Source organism: Kitasatospora sp. NPDC002522, from assembly GCF_053595195.1.
In genome coordinates this window covers 61,206-77,291 of record NZ_JBSFXE010000025.1, presented here as the reverse complement: position 1 = coordinate 77,291, position 16,086 = coordinate 61,206, and the positions used below count along the sequence as shown (strand labels likewise).

Here is a 16,086-nt window from a genome sequence, read left to right as displayed (position 1 = left end):
GGACCGTCGCCCGGTTCAACGACCGAGGCGGGGGGTGGTTCCGGGGGTGGCCCCGGTGCGGGTTCAGGCGGTTTCGAGGATCTCCAGCTCGTCGCCGACGGCGAGGGTGCCGAGCACCTCGCCGGTCACGCCGGCGGGCCGGACCGGGACCAGGTTCTGACCGAAGGCCAGCTTCTTGCCGATCCGGTGGTGGCGGCCGAGCGCGCGCAGCGGCTCCGGGCCGCGGCGCACGCCGGTCTCCTGGTCGGTGGTGGTGACCAGGCAGCGGCCGCACGGCTTCGCCACCCGGAACTCCAGCGCGCCGATCCGCACCCGGCGCCAGCCGTCCTCGGCCCACGCCGCGGTGCCGTCGACCACCACGTTGGGGCGGAAGCGCTCCATCGGGAGGGCGGCGGCCTTCACCGGGTCGTCCGGGTGGTCCTCGGCGATCCGGGCGTTGAGTTCGGCGAGCGAGCCGGTGGTGGCGAGCAGCAGCGGGTAGCCGTCGGCCATCGAGACGGTCTCGCCCTCGGCGGCGTACCTCGGGTCGATCTGCCGGCTGGTCTCCGGGCGGTCCAGGTGGACCAGGCGCACCTCGCCGAGGCCGACGGGCAGGCGCTCGGCCAGCCACGCGGCGACCTCCTTCGGCGTCTCGGCGGCGGAGAAGCGGGTGCCGAAGACGTCGACCAGGGCCTCCGGGGCGGCCGCGGCGAGCGTGGCGGCGGGGACGGTGAGCACCGCGCCGTCGGGGGCGGTCAGGGTGAGCCCGCCGTCCGGGCCGGGGACGGGACGGAACTGGCCGATGCCGGGTTCGTCGCGCTGGGTGATCGCGCGGCCGTCGGCGTCCACCAGCATCCAGCGGCGGTCGCCGACCAGGCCCCAGGGGTGCACGTCGGCGGTGGACGGGGTGAGGCGGTACATCGACTTGACCGGGTACAGGTGGAGGGAGACGACCTTTGCCATGGGGCCCATCCTAGGTGTGCGCGGACACGCGGAAGGCCGCCCGGGGAGCGGGACTTCGCTCCGTGGGCGGCCTTCGGGACGTGTGCGCTGACCTTGCTCCCGGCTGGGCTTCCCTCCGTGGGCCCAGACGGACGTCGGGTCTCAGCCGGCCTGGGGGTACTGGCGGTACTGGGGGTAGGCCTGCGGCTGGGGGGCGGCGGGGCGCAGCGTGTTCCCGCCGAAGGACTGGTCGGCGAAGGACTGCTGCGGGGCCGTCTGGGCGCCGAACTGCTGGGAGTTGAAGTTCGGCGCGAAGCTCTGCGGGGCGGCGGCGAAGTTGTTCGCCGGGTACGCCTGCGTGGGCTGCGGGTAGGCCGGGGCGACCGGGCGCTGGCCGGGCACGAACGGCTGCGGGGCGGCGGCGTAGCCGGGCTGCGGGGACTGGCCGTAGCCGTGCTGGGCCGGCATGTGCTGGGCGGGCGCGGGGGCGCTGCTCGGGCCGGGGCCGAGAGCGAGCCGGGCCGGCGGCAGGGCGGGCAGGTGGGAGCCGGGGGTGTCGAACCCGGTGCCGTAGCTGCCGGCGTAGCCGCTGCCGTAGGAGGAGTAGGAGGAGGTGGGGAGCGCCGGCGGGACGTTGATCGGCGCGATCTGCGGGATGCCGCGCTCTGCGACGAGGCTGTCGTAGATGGGCGTGCCGGAGGAGAAGGACGGAGGGGGGTAGCCGACTCCGTCGTAGGAGCGGGGCGAGGTCATGGGGCATACCGTAAGCCCACAATGCGCCTGCTGAGGAGAGTGAGAGGGCGGGGAGTTCAACTGTTTACACACTCTTCGCCGGCTCAAAGCGGGCGAAGTCGGTGGGAACGGACAAAAGGGCGGCGAATTTTCGGCCATCCGGCGATCGGCAAGCGGTAAGGCTCCGCCAAGGTTTTGTTAAGGAACGTGCCACCCCGGTCGCGGACGCGTTCCGGCCCGGACGGCGGGTGCCGTCCGGGCCGGGGTCGGTGCGGCGGCGGGCGTCAGCGGAGCGCCGCGGCCTGGGCCGGGAAGCCCGGGCGCCCGGCCAGTTCGCTGGTGCAGTGGGCGCAGCGGGTGGCGGCGGCCGGGACGGTGCTGAGGCAGTCGGGGCAGTCGGCCTTGGCGACCGGGGTCTCCTTGACCGGGTTGAAGCGGTTCTGCAGCCGGCCGACCGGGACCACCACGGCGAAGTAGATCACCGCGGCGACCAGCAGGAAGCTGATCATGGCGTTGAGGAAGGCGCCGTACGGGAAGGTGACCCCGGCGACGGTGAACGACTCCTTGCTGAAGTCGCCGACCGCGCCGGAGGCGACACCGATCAGCGGGGTCAGGAAGGCCGTGACGAAGCCGGTGACGACGGCCGTGAAGGCCGCGCCGATGACGATGCCGACCGCCAGGTCGACCACGTTGCCGCGCAGCAGGAAACTGCGGAATCCCTTGAACATGGCCGACATCCTGACGCTCCAACCTCCCTGTGGTCCAACCGAGTTCACCTGATCCGCGTAACGGCCGAACCGCCTTGCGAGCTTCGGTCAGACGACCTCAGCGGGCCCGGTCGGCCGCCCGGAGCTCCGCCGCGAAGGGCTGGATACGCACCACCGCGTCGGCGACCCGGCGAACGGCCGCGGCGTCCATGTGCGACCAGAGCGGGACGGTCAGCACGGACGCGGCGAGCCGGTCGGTGCGCGGCAGGTCCTCCGCCTGGCCGAGGTGGGCGTACGACTTCTGGCGATGCACCGGGGGGAAGAAGTAGCGGCGGGTGTCGATGCCCTCGGCCTTGAGGGCACGGCCGAGCTGATCGGCGGTCAGGCCGAACTCCTCGGCGTCCAGGATCAGGGTGAGGTCCTTGAAGGTGGAGACGTCGCCCTCCTCCGGCAGCGCCAGGCGCAGGCCGGGCAGGCCGGCCGTGGCGCGGGCGAACTCGGCGACCATGGCGCCGCGGTGGACGACCCGCTCGGGCAGGCCGGCCAGCCAGGTGAGGCCGACGGCCGCGTGCAGTTCGCTCATCCGGGCGTTCAGGCCGGGGAAGAGCGTGTCGTAGTCGCCCGGGTTGCCGTAGTCGCGGGCGGTGCGCAGGGTGGCGGCCAGCGCGGCGTCCCGGGTGGCGACCAGGCCGCCCTCGCCGGCCACCGCGACCTTGGTGGGGCTCATCGAGAACACCTCGGCCAGGCCGAAGTTGCCGACCGGCACGCCCTTGCGGCGGGAGCCGAGGCCGTGCGCGGAGTCGTAGACCAGCGGGACGCCGGCGGCGTCGGCGATCCGCTGCAGCTCCTCGGTCTGGCAGGGGGTGCCGTAGACGTGGGTGGCCATCATCGCGGCGGGGGAGTCGGCGGCCTTCAGCCGGGCCTCGGCGTCGGCCGGGTCGAGGGTGACGTCCTCGGTCCGGCACTCGGCGAACAGCGGGGTGCCGCCGGCCCAGTGCGCGGCGTGCGCGGTGGCGGAGAAGGTGAAGCCGGGCATCAGCACCGGGCGGCGGCCGTCGACCCCCGCGGCCTGCAGCACCAGCATCAGGCCCGCGGTGCAGTTGGAGACCGCGACCACGTGCGGAACGTCCATCAACTCGGCGGCGCGTTCCTCGAGTTGACGGACCGTGGCGCCGTTGGTGAGCATCCCGCTGTCGAGGACGGCGGCGAGCCGGTCGAGCAGCTCCTGGCGGGCCGGGACCTGGACGCGGGTGAGCGGCAGGCCCTCGGGGAACGCCGGGGCGCCGTCGAGCGCGGCGGGGCGGGCGAGGTCGGTCATGAGTGGGATCCCCCCTGGGTTCGGGACGGCTCCGGTCCGCCGACGCGGACCGGAAGTTCAGGCGGCGGCCCCGGCTGCCCGCGTTCCCCCCACTGCCCGGGCTGCACCCGCCACACCGGTGCCCGGCGGCGCACCACCCGCTTGGCGACCGCCGGTTTGGGCACCGCCAGTAGCACCAGCACCAACGGCAGCACCTGCACCCGCTCGCGGGACAGGATGCCCATGTTGTTGATGGTGGAGAACGCCCAGCAGAACAGCAGGGTGTACACCACGGTGAAGGCGATGTACGAGCGCTGCACGAACAGCTTCGGAATCCGGGCCAGTTGGGGCCAGCCGCGGATGAACATGATCAGCAGCGCGAAGCACTCCACCGACTGGATCAGGTTCTGCAGGTTGGACGCCTCGAACGGGAACGGCCGGAACAGCACGCTGATCACCGCGACCGGCAGTCCGGCGGGGTTCAGGCTGAAGGCCGGCGCGACATCGTCCGCGGCCTGCGCGTTGATCACCGAGGAGCCCTGCGAGGTGCGCCGGGAGGTCTCGGACAGCACGTGGTTGACCGCGTCGCCGTCGGTGCCGTTGGTACCGAAGAAGGTGGAGACCTGCTGCAGCATCAGCATCACGCCCAGGCCCAGCACCGCGATCGTCAGGATCGCCCGCAGCGGCCCGAGCGCGCTGACCTGCTGCGGCCGCTTGCGCAGCACGTACGCGACGGTCAGGCCCGCACCGGCCAGCACGGTCACGTGCGGGCGGACCATCGCGGTGCCCAGCGAGCCGAGCGCGATGCAGACGAACGCGCCGAACCGGCGGTCCAGCAGCCGCGCCACGCCGTAGGTGGTCAGGCCCAGGCAGAACATCATCCAGGCGTCCTTGCCGATGCTGGACGGCCAGAACAGCAGCGAGGGCAGGAAGAACACCAGCTTGGCGTAGCGCCGCGAGTCGGCCTCCGGGAAGGCGATCTGCAGCGCCCGCCAGAAGAACACCAGCCCCCAGAAGCCCAGCCAGGAGAAGACCAGGAAGCCGCCGATCAGGGTCGGACCGGTGACCGCGTACACCACGCCGGTGACGATGATGACGAAGCCGGTGCCCGCCACCTTCATGCCCAGGTCGTAGTGGATCCCGCCGAACAGGTCCGCGGTGTCCAGGTAGCGGGCCAGGTCGGTGCCGCGCTGGTGGTACATCTTGGCGTCGGCCGCGCCGCCGTACAGCACGAAGGCCATCAGGTAGCGCGGGAAGGCGCAGGCCAGCTTGGCGGCCATCGCCAGCAACAGCAGCTTGAACACCCCGCGTTCGGGGTTGTTGGCGGCGATCCGGCCGAGGATCGGGGTGCCGATCGCCATCAGCGCCGGGGCGACCAGCAGCGCGCCCCACGTGTCGTAGCTGGTGTGCACCATCGCCAGCACGAAGACCGTGACGTAGCCGGTCACCAGCGAGCCCGCGAGCAGGGTCGGCCTGCTCCGGCGGAGGGCGGCGCGCAGTGCGGCCGTCCGGCGGAGCAGGTCCGGCGGGGACGGCATCAGAAGACCTCCAGGTCGCCGAGGCCGAACCGCCAGTCGGTGAGCGACCGGCCCTCCGGCAGCGGGCCGCCCGGGGTGCGGGCGGCCAGCGTCATGCCGGCCCGCGGAGCGGTCAGGTAACCCGCCCGCAGCGCCGCGTCGGCGGCCTCGGTGCCCGGCGCCAGGTGGGTGGCGGCGTGGTCGCAGCCGGCGCCCGCGGCGGCGCGCAGCAGCCCGGCCGCCGCGGCCCGGTCGCCGGGGCGGACGATCAGCTCGGCGAGGGTGAACTCCGCCAGCGGCCCGCGCCGCCGTGGCCGGCCGAACGCCAACCCGACCAGCTCGCCGCCGCGTTCGACGGTCACCACCCGGTAGTCCAGACCCGGCGCGGCGCCGTACCGCCAGGCGAGGTACTCGGCGGTGCGCACCGTCTTCAGCCGCGGATCGGCCGCGTCCGCCCGGGCCCGCTCGGCCAGCAGCTCGGGCAGCCGGGCGTCCGGCCTGCCGAACCACTCGGCGGCGGTGGGCAGTTCGCAGCGCAGCGGGCCGACCCGCCCGGGGCGGCGGGCCAGCGCCGCGCGGGCGCCGCGGGCGAACGCGGCGGGCCGGGCCACCCGCAGGGCGATCGGCACCCGGCCGAGCTCCCGCCAGCCCATCTTCAGATAGCCCGGCAGGCTGTTGCCGTTCGGCGTGTTGAAGACCAACTCGGCCTCGCCGTCGACCTGTTCGAGCAGCCGCCGGGTGAGGGTGCGGAAGATCCCGCGGCCCTGGAAGTCCGGATGGGTGGCGGTGTCCACCGGCCGCACCGCCCGCACCACCCGCCCCGCGCCGTCCTGCCACTGCCAGCGCAGGAACAGCCGCACCCCCGCCAGCCGCCCGTCCGGCGCCTCGGCCACCAGTCCCGGGCTCTCGCCGAACGGGTTCCGGCGGTGCTTCCAGGCGAAGAACCCGGCACTGCGCTCCCCGGTCGGGCCGCCCGCCAGCGAGGCGGTGAGCAGCTCCAGCACCGCGGGCACGTCCGCCTCACCGAGCTGACGGAACGTCAGATCACTTCCCACGTCGGTACGTCGTCCCTTCCGGACTCAGCTCGGCAGCACCCGGGTGTACACCCGCTCGATGGCACGCTGCGCCCCGGCCACGTCGAAGGACTTCGACCGCTCCCGGGCGGCCGCGCCCATCCGCTCGCGCAGCCCCGGATCGGCGGCCAGCTCGCCCAGCGCGGCGGCCAGTGCCGCCGGGTCGCCGGCCGGCACCAGCCGGCCCTGCTCGCCGTCGTCCAGCACCTCCGGCATGCCGCCGACCCGGGTGACCACCGCGGGCAGGCCGCTGGTCATCGCCTCCATCAGCGCCACCGGCAGGCCCTCCTGGCGGGAGCTCAGGGTGAACACGTCCCAGCCGGGCAGCAGCGCCGGGACGTCCGCCCGGGAGCCCGCGAAGACCACCGACTCGCCCGCCAGGGAGCGGAGTTCGGCCTCCAGCGGGCCCGCGCCGACCAGCACCAGCACCGCGTCCGGGTGCGCGCGGCGCAGCAGCGCGAAGGCGGCCAGCAGCGTCGCCTGGTCCTTCTTGGCGGTCAGGTTGCCGACCGTGCCGATCACCAACGCGTCCGGCGGCAGGCCGAGTTCGGCCCGCGCCGCGCGCCGCGCCGCCGGACCGGAGGGCGCGTCGCCGAGGTCCGGGCCGTGGTGCACCACGGTCAGCCAGTCGCCGGGGCGGCGCCGGGCGATGGTGTCGCCGACGGCGTGCGACACCGCGATCACCGCCGCGTTGCGCCGGTAGGTCAGCGCGTTGGCCCAGCGGGTGGCCGGCCGGTAGCGCTCCCAGACGTTGTGCTCGGTGTGCACCAGCCGCGGCGAGCGCCGACCCACCGTCAGCACCCGGGCCGCCACCGCCGGCACCGGCATGTGGGTGTGCACCAGGTCGTAACGCCGCTCGGCCAGCAGCGCGCGCAGCCGCAGCGGCCACAGCGCGCCCGGCGCGTCGCCCAGGCAGTGCACCGCCACCCCGGCCTGCTCCAGCGCCGGCACCAGCGCGTCCTTGTACGGCAGGACGTACGCCACCTCGATGTCGAAGCGCGAACGGTCCGCGTGGCGCGCGCAGTTGACCAGCAGCTGCTCGGCGCCGCCCCGGCCCAGCCCCTTGGCCAGCCAGAGCACCCTGGTCCGCCCGGTCACCGCTCGTCGCCCATCCGCAGCTCGTTGACGGTCCGCAGCTGGATGGTGGTCTCCACCGTCTCCTCCGGCGGGAGCTCCACCGGGCGGCGGGCCCAGCGCGGCGAGCCGCGGTGCTCCTCGCCCTCGTCGAGCTCGCCGTACTGCGGACGGTGCCGGGCCGGCGGCTCCGCGGGTTCCACCGCGGCCGGCCGCGGCAGCACCGGGGCGGCCGGGGACTGCGCCGCCCTCCCGGCCCGGCCGCGCAGCCCGAGCAGCTTGCGCCGGCCCGCGGTGCCCTCGGTGCCCAGCAGCGCCACCCCAGCCACCGGCACGCCGGTGCGGGCCAGCAGCTCGGACACCCGGTCCGCCTCCTCCGGCTTCACGTTGCCCGCCATCACCGTCAGCAGCACCGCGTCGGCGTGCTGCACCAGGTCGTAGGCGTCGTTGGCGTTCAGCAGCGGCGAGGAGTCGATCAGCACCACGTCGGCGTGCCGGCGCACCAGCCGCAGCGCCTCGCCGGCCCGCAGCACCAGCGCCGCCGGGTAGGTGGTGGTGTGGCCGCCGGTGATCAGCGCCACCCCGGGCACGCTGGTGCGCCGGATCAGGTCCACCGGGTCGGGCAGCTGCTCGCCGCTGAGCAGCTCCGCCATGCCCGGGCCGTCGCCGACCCCGAAGTGCCCGCGCAGCTCCGGCTCGCGGAAGTCGCAGTCCAGCACCAGCACCTGACGGCCCGTCTCGGCGAGCGCCGCCGCCAGGTTGGCCACCGTGGTGGTCCGCCCGTCGCCGGAGCGCCCGGACATCACCAGCACCACCGGCGCCGGCTCGGTGCCGCGGCGGGCGCGCCGCTCCGCCGGGTCCAGGCCGCCCTCGCCGATCTGCGCGGCCAGCGCCTGCGGACCGGTCAGCAGCATCGTCGAGCGCAGCGAGCGGTACGCCTCGGTGACGGGCGACTCCGGCCGGGCCACCACCAGCGGCCCGCGGACCCGGCGCAGCCGGGCCGACAGCACCGGGATCTCGCCGATCACCGGCAGGTTGAACGCCTCCTCGACGCCGTCGCGGGTGCGCAGCCGGGTGTCCATCCGGCTCAGCATCAGGGCGGCGACCGCGCCGAGCGCCAGGCCGAGCGCCACGGCGAGGGCGAGCCGCACGGTGCGCGAGGGCGAGGTGAGCAGGTTGCCGCCGAGCTCCTTGGCGTCGATCGAGCCCCACTGCTGGATGGCGTCGGTCTGGCTGTAGTTCTGCAGGTCGGCGATGGCGCCCAGGGTCTTGGTCAACGAGGCGGTGGCGGTAGAGAGTTGGGGCTGAAGCTTGGCCTGGTCACTCTGGTTGGACTTGCTGAAGGTCTTCTGCAGCTCGTCCAACTGGGACTGCTGGGCGTCCGCCTGGGCGCGCAGCCGCTTGATCGACTCGTCGGCGCTCTTCTTCGACTCCTCGCTGTAGCCGGTGATGGTGGCCTGCGAGAGGGCCGCCGCCAGCTCGGCGCAGGACTGCTGGGTCGGGCCGGTGGTGGTGAAGAGCAGCATCTGGGTGGAGGCGGCGGTGACCGTCCGGCGGGCCGACAGGCCGGCCACGTCGGTGATGTGCAGCTGCTGGGCGGCGGCCGTGGTCACCGCGGAGCCCTGCGCGTAGGAGAGCACCTGGTCGGCCCGGACGGTGTCGGCCGCGCCCGCCACCGGCGTTATCGCCACCTTGCACTGCCACTTGCCGTTGTCCACGGCGTCGCCGGCCGGGGTCAGCAGGAATCCCACGATCAGCGCGGCGAGCGTGCAGCCGGCCAGCAGTCGCCAGTACCGCCGCAGAACGGTGAACAGATTTGCCGGTTCCACCGGTTGGTTCCCCTCGCCTTGTCATCGGTGCCAACGCCGGGCACACGAACGGGCCGCACCCGCCGGGCAGGCGGCGCGCACCGGTACGGCCCCGGCCCGGGAGCACGGACCGTCGACCCCCCGAAAACCGACCGCACTGACGTCAGGCCCGCCTCCCCCGAGTCAAGCCTCCCCCGCGGATCGATGCTTCCGGCCCCGGACCTGCGGCGCAAGCACTTTGGCGATACTGGGACCATCCGGTGGACGTATTCAGGACGCACGCACACAACCTGACGAATGGTCATCAATCGCCGTCCGAAGGTCCGTCAGCGAACCGCCCGCCCGCCGTCAGCCCAGTGCGCGCTCGTAGAACTCCACCATCCGCGCCGTCACCTGGTGAAGGGTGAACCTGGTCAGGAACCGCGCCCGGGCCGCCTTCGCCCGCACCGCCGCCTCGGCCGGGTCCGCCAGCACCCGCAGCACCCCCGCCGCCAGCTCCGCCGGGTGCCGCGGCGGCACCAGCAGCGCGTAGTCGGCCGAGCCCACCGTCTCCCGCAGCGCCGGGACGTCCGCGCACACCAGCGGCACGCCCACCCCCATCGCCTCCATCGCCGCGCTGCCCAGCCCCTCCCAGCGCGAGGGCACCGCGAACGCGTCCGCCGCCGCCATCAGGTCGAACACGTCGTCCCGCGGACCGAGGAACCGCACCCCGCCGGCGGACGCCGCCAACTCCTCCAGCCGCGCCGTCTCCGACCCCCGGCTGCCCGCCAGCAGCAGCACCGCCTCCGGCCGCTCGGCGCGCACCGCCGGCCACGCCTCCAAGAGCACGTCCAGGCCCTTCTGGTACTGCTGCCGGGCCGCCGCCAGCACCACCGGCGTGCCCTCCCCGATCCCCAGCGCACCGCGCACCGCCGAGCGCCGCTCCGGCGTCACCGACCCCAGCAGCTCCGGGTCGCGGCCGCGCGGGATCACGTCGATCCGGCTCCGCCGCAGCCGCAGCCGCGCCGCCATCGACTCGGCCACGTGCTCGGTCAGCGCGTGGAACCGGCGCACCCCCTGCGCCGTCACCCCGTCGAGCGCCTGCGCCGCGCGCACCTTCCACGGGCTCAGGCCCCGCGCGTGCAGGTGCTCCGGCCCGTACGCCGAGTTGACCAGGCTGGACACCACCGGAACCCCCGCGGCCAGCGCCGCCGTCCGCCCCAGCACGTCCGACTCGTACAGCGTGGTGTGCACCAGGTCCGGCCGCAGCCGGCGGAACTCCGCGCGCAGCGCGGCCACCCGCGCCGCCCGCGACCCGCGCAGCACCGGCAGGACGCCCGCACCCGCCGCCCGCAGCTCCTGCTGGAACCCGCCCGGCGACTCCTTCAGGAACGCCACCTCCAGGCGCACCCCCGACCGCACCAGCAACGGGGCCATCGCCACCAGCCCCTGCTCGGCGCCGCCCACCCGGCTCACGCTGTCGATCACATACACCACACGCACCGCAGCCACCCCCCTGCCCCGGGCCACCCCGAGACCGCCGCTCAGCATCCCAGCCCCGGCCCGCGCCGCGCCATCGAAAAGCGGAGGAAACCCGACCGGGCGTCAGAACACGGCGAACTCCGGCCCGTTGAGGCCCGGGGTTTCGCCGTTTGGCCCGCGCACGCGTTCCGCCGCTCGGTAGGGTCGGCGCCATGGCCGAGCCACGGGTACTGCACGTGATCACCGACCCCCGCGCCCGCGGCGCCCAGCGCCTCGCCCGCGACCTGCACGCCGAACTCCTCGGCCGCGGCCAGCCCTCGACGCTGGTCGCGCTGCACCCGCACCCCGACGCAGACGCCTCCGCCACCGGGACCGTGCTCGGGCCCGCCCGCTACGCGGCGGCGACGCTGCGGGCGCTGCGCACCGCCGCCCGCAGCGCGGACGTGGTGGTCGCGCACGGCTCCTCCACGCTGCAGGCCTGCGCGGTCGGCCTGGCCGGCACCCGCACCCCCTTCGTCTACGTCAACATCGGCGACCCCCGGCACTGGACGGCCTCGCCGCTGCGCCGCCTGCGGGTCGGCGCGTTCCTGCACCGCGCCGCCGCGGTGGCGGCGATCTCGCCGCAGGCCGCGGAGGTGCTGCGGGACCGCTTCCGGCTGCCCGCCGGCCGGGTGCACACGCTGCCGAACGCCCGCTCCGCCGCCGCGTTCCGGCCGGCGGCGGGGGAGCGGGACCGGGCGGCGGCGCGGGCCGCGCTCGGCCTGCCGGCGGACGGCCGACTGGTGGCCTGGGTCGGGGCGTTGAGCGGCGAGAAACGTCCGGATCTCGCGCTTGCCGTCCACGCGGGCCTGACCGGCGACGTGCACCTGGCGCTGGCGGGCGAGGGCCCGTTGCGGGCCTCCGTCGCGGCGGGCGCGGGGGAGCGGGTGCACGTCCTGGGACGGCTCGCGGACCCGGCGGCGCTCTACCGCGCGGCGGACGCGCTGCTGCTGACCAGCGACTCGGAGGGCGTCCCGGGCGTCCTGATCGAGGCCGCCCTGGCGGGCGTCCCGGCGGTGGCCACCGACGTCGGATGGGTCTCCGACGTGGTCCGCGACGGCGAGACCGGCTTCCTGGCCCCGCGCGGCGACGCCGCCGCGCTGACGGCCGCCCTGCAGAAGCTGCTGGCCGCCGACCGGGCGGTGTACGGGGACGCGGCGCGGGCGCACGCCGTCGAGCGCTTCGACTTGGCGACGGTCGCCGACGGCTGGCAGGCACTGCTGCGGACGGTCGGCGCCCGCCGGGGCCGGCGGTGAGAACGCGGCCGGCCGCCGCCCTGTCAGGGCGGCGGCCGGATCGGTTAGTTGACGGTTGATCAGTTGTACGTGCCCGAGCTCCAGATCGGCACGCCGTCGATGCGGTAGATGACGAGGTTGCCGTCCGGTTGCAGCAGCATGCAGTCGTCGCTGTTGTTGTAGGTGTTGCTCGACCACAGGGCGGTGCCGAAGGTCTTCGCGGCGTTCGGGTAGACCACCAGGTTGCCGTCGCGCTGCAGGGTGAGGACGGCGCCCGGGTAGCCGGTGACGCCGGCGGTCCAGGTGTTGCCGTTGGCCCAGCCGGTCTGCACGATCTTCAGCTGCCCGCCGGTGAAGGACAGGTTGCCGTGCGCGGCGCTCCAGTTGGAGCCGCTGGGGTAGGAGGTGTCGTCCGCCGGGAACAGCACGTAGCCCGGGGTGCCGGAGAGCAGGGCCGCCTGGGTCGGGCTGAGCGCGGTCCCGTTCCAGAGCTGGACGTTGGAGATGGCGCCGTTGAACTGGGCGAAGTGGCCGCCGTTGGTGGAGCCGAAGTCACCCACCCGGAAGCTGCCGTTGAAGCCGGCGACCGGGGCGTGGGTGAGCGAGCCCACCGGAAGGCCGTTGATGTACAGGGCCATCACGTTGGAGAGCCGGTTGTAGGTGGCGGTCAGGTGGGTCCAGATGCCGGCCTGCACGATGCCGCCGCCGGCGCCCGCGTTGGCGCAGTCGTAGTTCCAGCCGCCGTTGTCGATCCGCGACATGCAGAACTTCCACTGCCCGCCGGGGGCCTCCGCGTAGACCATGAACCCGGAGTTCTGGTTGCCGTCCTGGGACACCATCACACCGCCGCCCGGGCCGGCCTTGGCCCAGACCGAGACGGTGAAGCTCTGGGTCAGGTCGATCATGCTGCCGGCGGTCATCACGCCGCTGCCGGTGGCGTTGAAGTGCACGTCCGGGTTGAAGATGTCGGAGGTGCTCCAGGTCGCCCCGGACTGGCCGGTCAGCGGGGAGTTGCCGGTGCTGTCCGCCGCCGTGGTGGCGGTCGCGCCGTTGTTGGTGCTGTCGTTCAGCTGCCAGTTGTGGGACGGCGTGAACAGGCCCTGGTTGCCGGTGCCGGACAGCGTGGTGCCGTTGAACAGGTTCGGCGCGGCCTTGCCGCTGCCGTCGACGGACCACAGGTCGGCGGTGCCGTCGCCGTTGATGTCCGCGGCCTGCAGCACGGGGGCGGTGAGGGCGGTCCAGCCGCTCGCGGCGACCCGGACCGGCGCGGTGGGCGTCGGGCTGGTGCCCAGGATCTGGATGGCGGCCAGGTTGGTGAGGACGGTCGGGCTGTAGTACCAGAGCTCACCGGTGGCGGTGTTGCGGGCGTAGAGCGCCGGCAGGTTGTTCACCAGCGCGGTGGTGATGGTCCAGCTGGTCCAGTCGCCGCTGCCGTTGGGGCTGGCGGTGGTCAGCGGGACGCTGGTGTCGGCGCCCGCGTAGGCGCCGGGGGTTCCGGTGCCGCCGGTGAGGGTGAGCTGGCCGTTGAAGACCATCAGCAGGCCGGGCAGGGCCGGGTTGGCGCCCGCGGCGGTCTCGTACAGGGTGCCGGCGTTGGCGACCTGGGCGGCCTTGGCGCCGCCGACGCTCGCGGTGAAGGCCGCGGCGTCGACGTTGACCTGGGAGCCGGAGACCGGGTTCAGCGCCGAGCCGTCGCCGTTGCCGTAGACGATGCTGGCGCGGCCGGTGGCCGGGTTGTAGGCCAGGTAGTCGTTGAAGCCGTCGCCGGTGGCGAAGTGACCGGTGATCACCTGGGTGCCGGTCCAGTCGGCGGAGCTGCCGGCGGTGTTGACGCCGGTGCCCTTCGCACCGATGTTGTCGGCGGCCGCGTTCAGCGTGGTGGTGGTCGTCCCGGTGGAGAGCCACAGGCCGGCCGGCAGGTTGGCCTGTCCGCCGACCACGGCGAGGTCGGGCCGTCCGTCGCCGGTCAGGTCGTTGGCCGCGGCCACGGCCGGAGCCTTGGCGTTGATCACCAGGTTGGCGGTGTCGCCGACGTTCCCGCCGGGCGAGATCGCGGTCACGCTGAGCGTGTTCACCCGCCGGGTCGGCTTGACGGAGACCGTCGCGTTGCCGTTGGTGGCGTTGACCGAGAGCGGCGCGCCGCCGTTCAGCTGGTACAGGTAGCTGGACGGGGCGGTGCCGCCGGGGTTGCGGGTGAAGGTGAAGCTCGCGCCGGTGCCGACGGTCTCGTTGCCGGACGGCTGGCTGATGCTCGGGGCGCCCGGCACCGTCGGGTCGAAGGTGAACCTGCAGAGCGCGCTCTCGGGACCGATCACCTGACCGTCGTCGGCCTTCACGTTCCACGCGAAGTTCGTGATCGCCCCGTTCGCCTCCGTGGTGAGGGTGGACCGGGGGATGACGAACGAGGCGGTGGTGCCGGAGGTCGCCCGGAAGCTCGACGTGGTCGAGGCGACGACCTTCCAGGTGTAGGAGTTGGCGAGGGTGAAGATGACGCCCAGGTCGCCGCCGTCGGGGTCGCTGACCGAGGCGTTCAGCACGACGTCGCCGTTGCCGACCACGGTCGGGGTGCTCGCGGTGCACGCCGTGCTGGGCGAGGTGGACAGCGAGCCCGGCTGGTTCGGCGTGTGGTTGTAGGTGGTCGAGATGCTCATGCTGGACGGCTGGAACTTCTTCCAGCCGTAGGCGTCGCCCTCGTCCGAGGCCTTCAGGCCGATGGTGACGTCACCCCAGTGGCCGTTGGCCGCGTTCTGCATCAGCGAGGTGGCGTTGAACCCGACACCCGCGGCGGGGCAGCTGCTGCTGTAGCCGTGCGCCTCGTTCTTGGTGTCCAGCTGGGAGCGCCAGGACGGCTGGTTGCTCCAGTTGGTGGTGCTGAGGATGCCGTCGGTCCACCAGGCCTCGACGTTGCGGGCCGAGCAGGACGGGGACCAGGTCTCGGTGGCGTAGAAGGTCGAGGAGCTGACCTGGGCGCCGTAGATGCTGCTGGGCACCCCCAGGCGGGCGAAGGCGCGGCCCACGTAGTACGGGGACTGCCAGCCGTTGTAGCCGACCCGCAGGCCGGTGGAGTCGCTGGTGTGCCAGTAGCTGGTGCCGGTGAACGCGGAGCTGACGTAGGTCCAGTCGTAGAGGGAGCCGCCCGCGTAGCTGGGGTCGATGTAGAGCGGCCAGACGGTGTCCTTGCCGCCCAGCAGGTCCTGATCCGGCGTCAGGGTGACGGCGCCGTCGCGGTACTCGCTGGTCAGCTTGCCGGTGTGGGCGTGCGCGCCGGGCTCGGCGTGGCTGGAGGCGGCCGGGAAGCCGGAGACGGCGTCGAGCTTGGCACCGCTCTTCGGCTCGGTCACGGTCGGCGCGGCCTGGTCGGCGGCGGAGTCCCACACGCCGCGGTCGGGCGCGGGCGCCGAGAACAGGACCTTGCCGTGCTTGTCCTTGGCGGTGAGGTTGCCGGCCTGGTCGGTGGCCAGGTCCACGCCGTTCGCCTTGGTGGCGAAGGAGAGCTTCTTCAGCGCCGGGTTGGCGGCGGCCTTGGCGTCCTTGACGACGAAGACCTCGGAGAACCCGCCGAGGGTGTCGGCGGTGACCTTCAGGTCCAGGCCGGGCGCGAGGGCGTAGGTCGCCGTGGAGCCGTCCAGGACGGGGGCCGGGAGCTTGTCCGCGAGGCCCTTGGGCAGGTCGAGCGAGAAGGAGGCGGCGCCCGACTTCATGGTGGCCAGCGGGCCGTTGCCGCCGCCGGAGAGCACCAGGTCGGTGGAGGACAGCGCCGGGCCGACGCCACCGTCCGCGCGCTTGACCAGCGTCGCGTCGAGGTTCTTCCACGCGCCGTTCTGGTAGCGGCGCACCGGCGCGAGGCTCTGGTTGAGGGTGAGCGAGCCGTCCGGGTTGGCGGTCAGCGTGTCGGTCGCGGTGGTCGCCGCGTCGACGGGCACGGCCTTGCCGGTGCTGCGGGCCTTCGCGACGGCCTTGTCCTCGGTCAGCGGCGCGGCGGCGGGCGCGGCCGGCTTGGCGGCCGGGTCGGCGTGCGCGGGCGCGCCGACGGCGCTGAGCGCGAAGGTGCCGAGGGCGGTGGCCAGGGTGGCGGCGAGTATGCGTCTGGATCGGGTCGTGGCCTGCGTGGATGTGGCTGGCATCGGTTCCCCCCGTCTTTCGATGTGAATGGTTCGGCGGCCGGTGATCATCGGCCGTCGATGAGGGTGGCACGGCCGGACGACTCGCCGGACCGGCATTT

At 74.0% G+C, this 16,086-nt stretch carries 11 protein-coding genes; 1 reads left to right on the top strand and 10 read right to left on the bottom strand.

Annotated elements, in window-relative coordinates; genetic code table 11:
* Window positions 1-63 precede the first annotated feature (63 nt).
* From ACWD4U_RS21745 to ACWD4U_RS21705, 9 genes are all read right to left on the bottom strand, one after another.
* Window positions 64-942, bottom strand: a complete 879-nt coding sequence (locus tag ACWD4U_RS21745; protein WP_449787260.1) for an MOSC domain-containing protein — start codon at window positions 940-942, stop codon at window positions 64-66.
* 141 nt (window positions 943-1,083) lie between these two features.
* Entirely contained in the window at window positions 1,084-1,674 is a 591-nt protein-coding gene (locus ACWD4U_RS21740; protein WP_363459336.1) for a DUF6643 family protein, read from the bottom strand.
* A 263-nt stretch (window positions 1,675-1,937) separates the two neighbouring features.
* Window positions 1,938-2,381 (bottom strand): large conductance mechanosensitive channel protein MscL, encoded by a 444-nt coding sequence (gene mscL, locus ACWD4U_RS21735; RefSeq protein WP_363459337.1) that lies wholly within the window; start codon window positions 2,379-2,381, stop codon window positions 1,938-1,940.
* Window positions 2,382-2,478: 97 nt separating this feature from the next.
* Entirely contained in the window at window positions 2,479-3,678 is a 1,200-nt protein-coding gene (locus ACWD4U_RS21730) for a DegT/DnrJ/EryC1/StrS family aminotransferase (RefSeq protein ID WP_363459339.1), read from the bottom strand.
* Complete coding sequence (locus ACWD4U_RS21725) at window positions 3,675-5,195, bottom strand: hypothetical protein (protein ID WP_363459341.1); 1,521 nt, start codon at window positions 5,193-5,195, stop codon at window positions 3,675-3,677. The genes ACWD4U_RS21730 and ACWD4U_RS21725 overlap by 4 nt, the downstream gene beginning before the upstream one ends.
* Window positions 5,195-6,229, bottom strand: coding sequence for a GNAT family N-acetyltransferase (locus ACWD4U_RS21720; protein WP_363459343.1), 1,035 nt, complete (start codon window positions 6,227-6,229; stop codon window positions 5,195-5,197). The genes ACWD4U_RS21725 and ACWD4U_RS21720 overlap by 1 nt, the downstream gene beginning before the upstream one ends.
* A gap of 24 nt (window positions 6,230-6,253) precedes the next feature.
* Complete coding sequence (locus ACWD4U_RS21715; RefSeq protein ID WP_363459345.1) at window positions 6,254-7,345, bottom strand: glycosyltransferase; 1,092 nt, start codon at window positions 7,343-7,345, stop codon at window positions 6,254-6,256.
* Window positions 7,342-9,150 carry a nucleotide-binding protein gene (locus ACWD4U_RS21710; protein ID WP_363459347.1) on the bottom strand — a complete coding sequence of 603 codons (1,809 nt, stop codon included), beginning with the start codon at window positions 9,148-9,150 and terminating at the stop codon, window positions 7,342-7,344. The genes ACWD4U_RS21715 and ACWD4U_RS21710 overlap by 4 nt, the downstream gene beginning before the upstream one ends.
* Before the next feature lie 327 nt (window positions 9,151-9,477).
* Entirely contained in the window at window positions 9,478-10,611 is a 1,134-nt protein-coding gene (locus tag ACWD4U_RS21705; protein WP_363459348.1) for a glycosyltransferase family 4 protein, read from the bottom strand.
* A 191-nt stretch (window positions 10,612-10,802) separates the two neighbouring features.
* On the opposite strand from ACWD4U_RS21705, the gene ACWD4U_RS21700 reads away from it, so the two are divergent.
* Window positions 10,803-11,885, top strand: a complete 1,083-nt coding sequence (locus ACWD4U_RS21700; RefSeq protein ID WP_363459349.1) for a glycosyltransferase — start codon at window positions 10,803-10,805, stop codon at window positions 11,883-11,885.
* Window positions 11,886-11,944: 59 nt separating this feature from the next.
* Here ACWD4U_RS21700 and ACWD4U_RS21695 read toward each other — a convergent pair whose 3' ends face one another.
* Complete coding sequence (locus ACWD4U_RS21695) at window positions 11,945-15,988, bottom strand: hypothetical protein (RefSeq protein ID WP_449787259.1); 4,044 nt, start codon at window positions 15,986-15,988, stop codon at window positions 11,945-11,947.
* Between the last annotated feature and the right edge of the window lie 98 nt (window positions 15,989-16,086).

Coding starts and splice junctions, on each gene's coding strand:
- ACWD4U_RS21725 (WP_363459341.1), bottom strand. CDS start 5,195: ATGCCGTCCCCGCCGGACCTGCTCCGCCGGACGGCCGCACTGCGCGCC.
- mscL (WP_363459337.1), bottom strand. CDS start 2,381: ATGTTCAAGGGATTCCGCAGTTTCCTGCTGCGCGGCAACGTGGTCGAC.
- ACWD4U_RS21745 (WP_449787260.1), bottom strand. CDS start 942: ATGGCAAAGGTCGTCTCCCTCCACCTGTACCCGGTCAAGTCGATGTAC.
- ACWD4U_RS21730 (WP_363459339.1), bottom strand. CDS start 3,678: ATGACCGACCTCGCCCGCCCCGCCGCGCTCGACGGCGCCCCGGCGTTC.
- ACWD4U_RS21695 (WP_449787259.1), bottom strand. CDS start 15,988: ATGCCAGCCACATCCACGCAGGCCACGACCCGATCCAGACGCATACTC.
- ACWD4U_RS21700 (WP_363459349.1), top strand. CDS start 10,803: ATGGCCGAGCCACGGGTACTGCACGTGATCACCGACCCCCGCGCCCGC.
- ACWD4U_RS21740 (WP_363459336.1), bottom strand. CDS start 1,674: ATGACCTCGCCCCGCTCCTACGACGGAGTCGGCTACCCCCCTCCGTCC.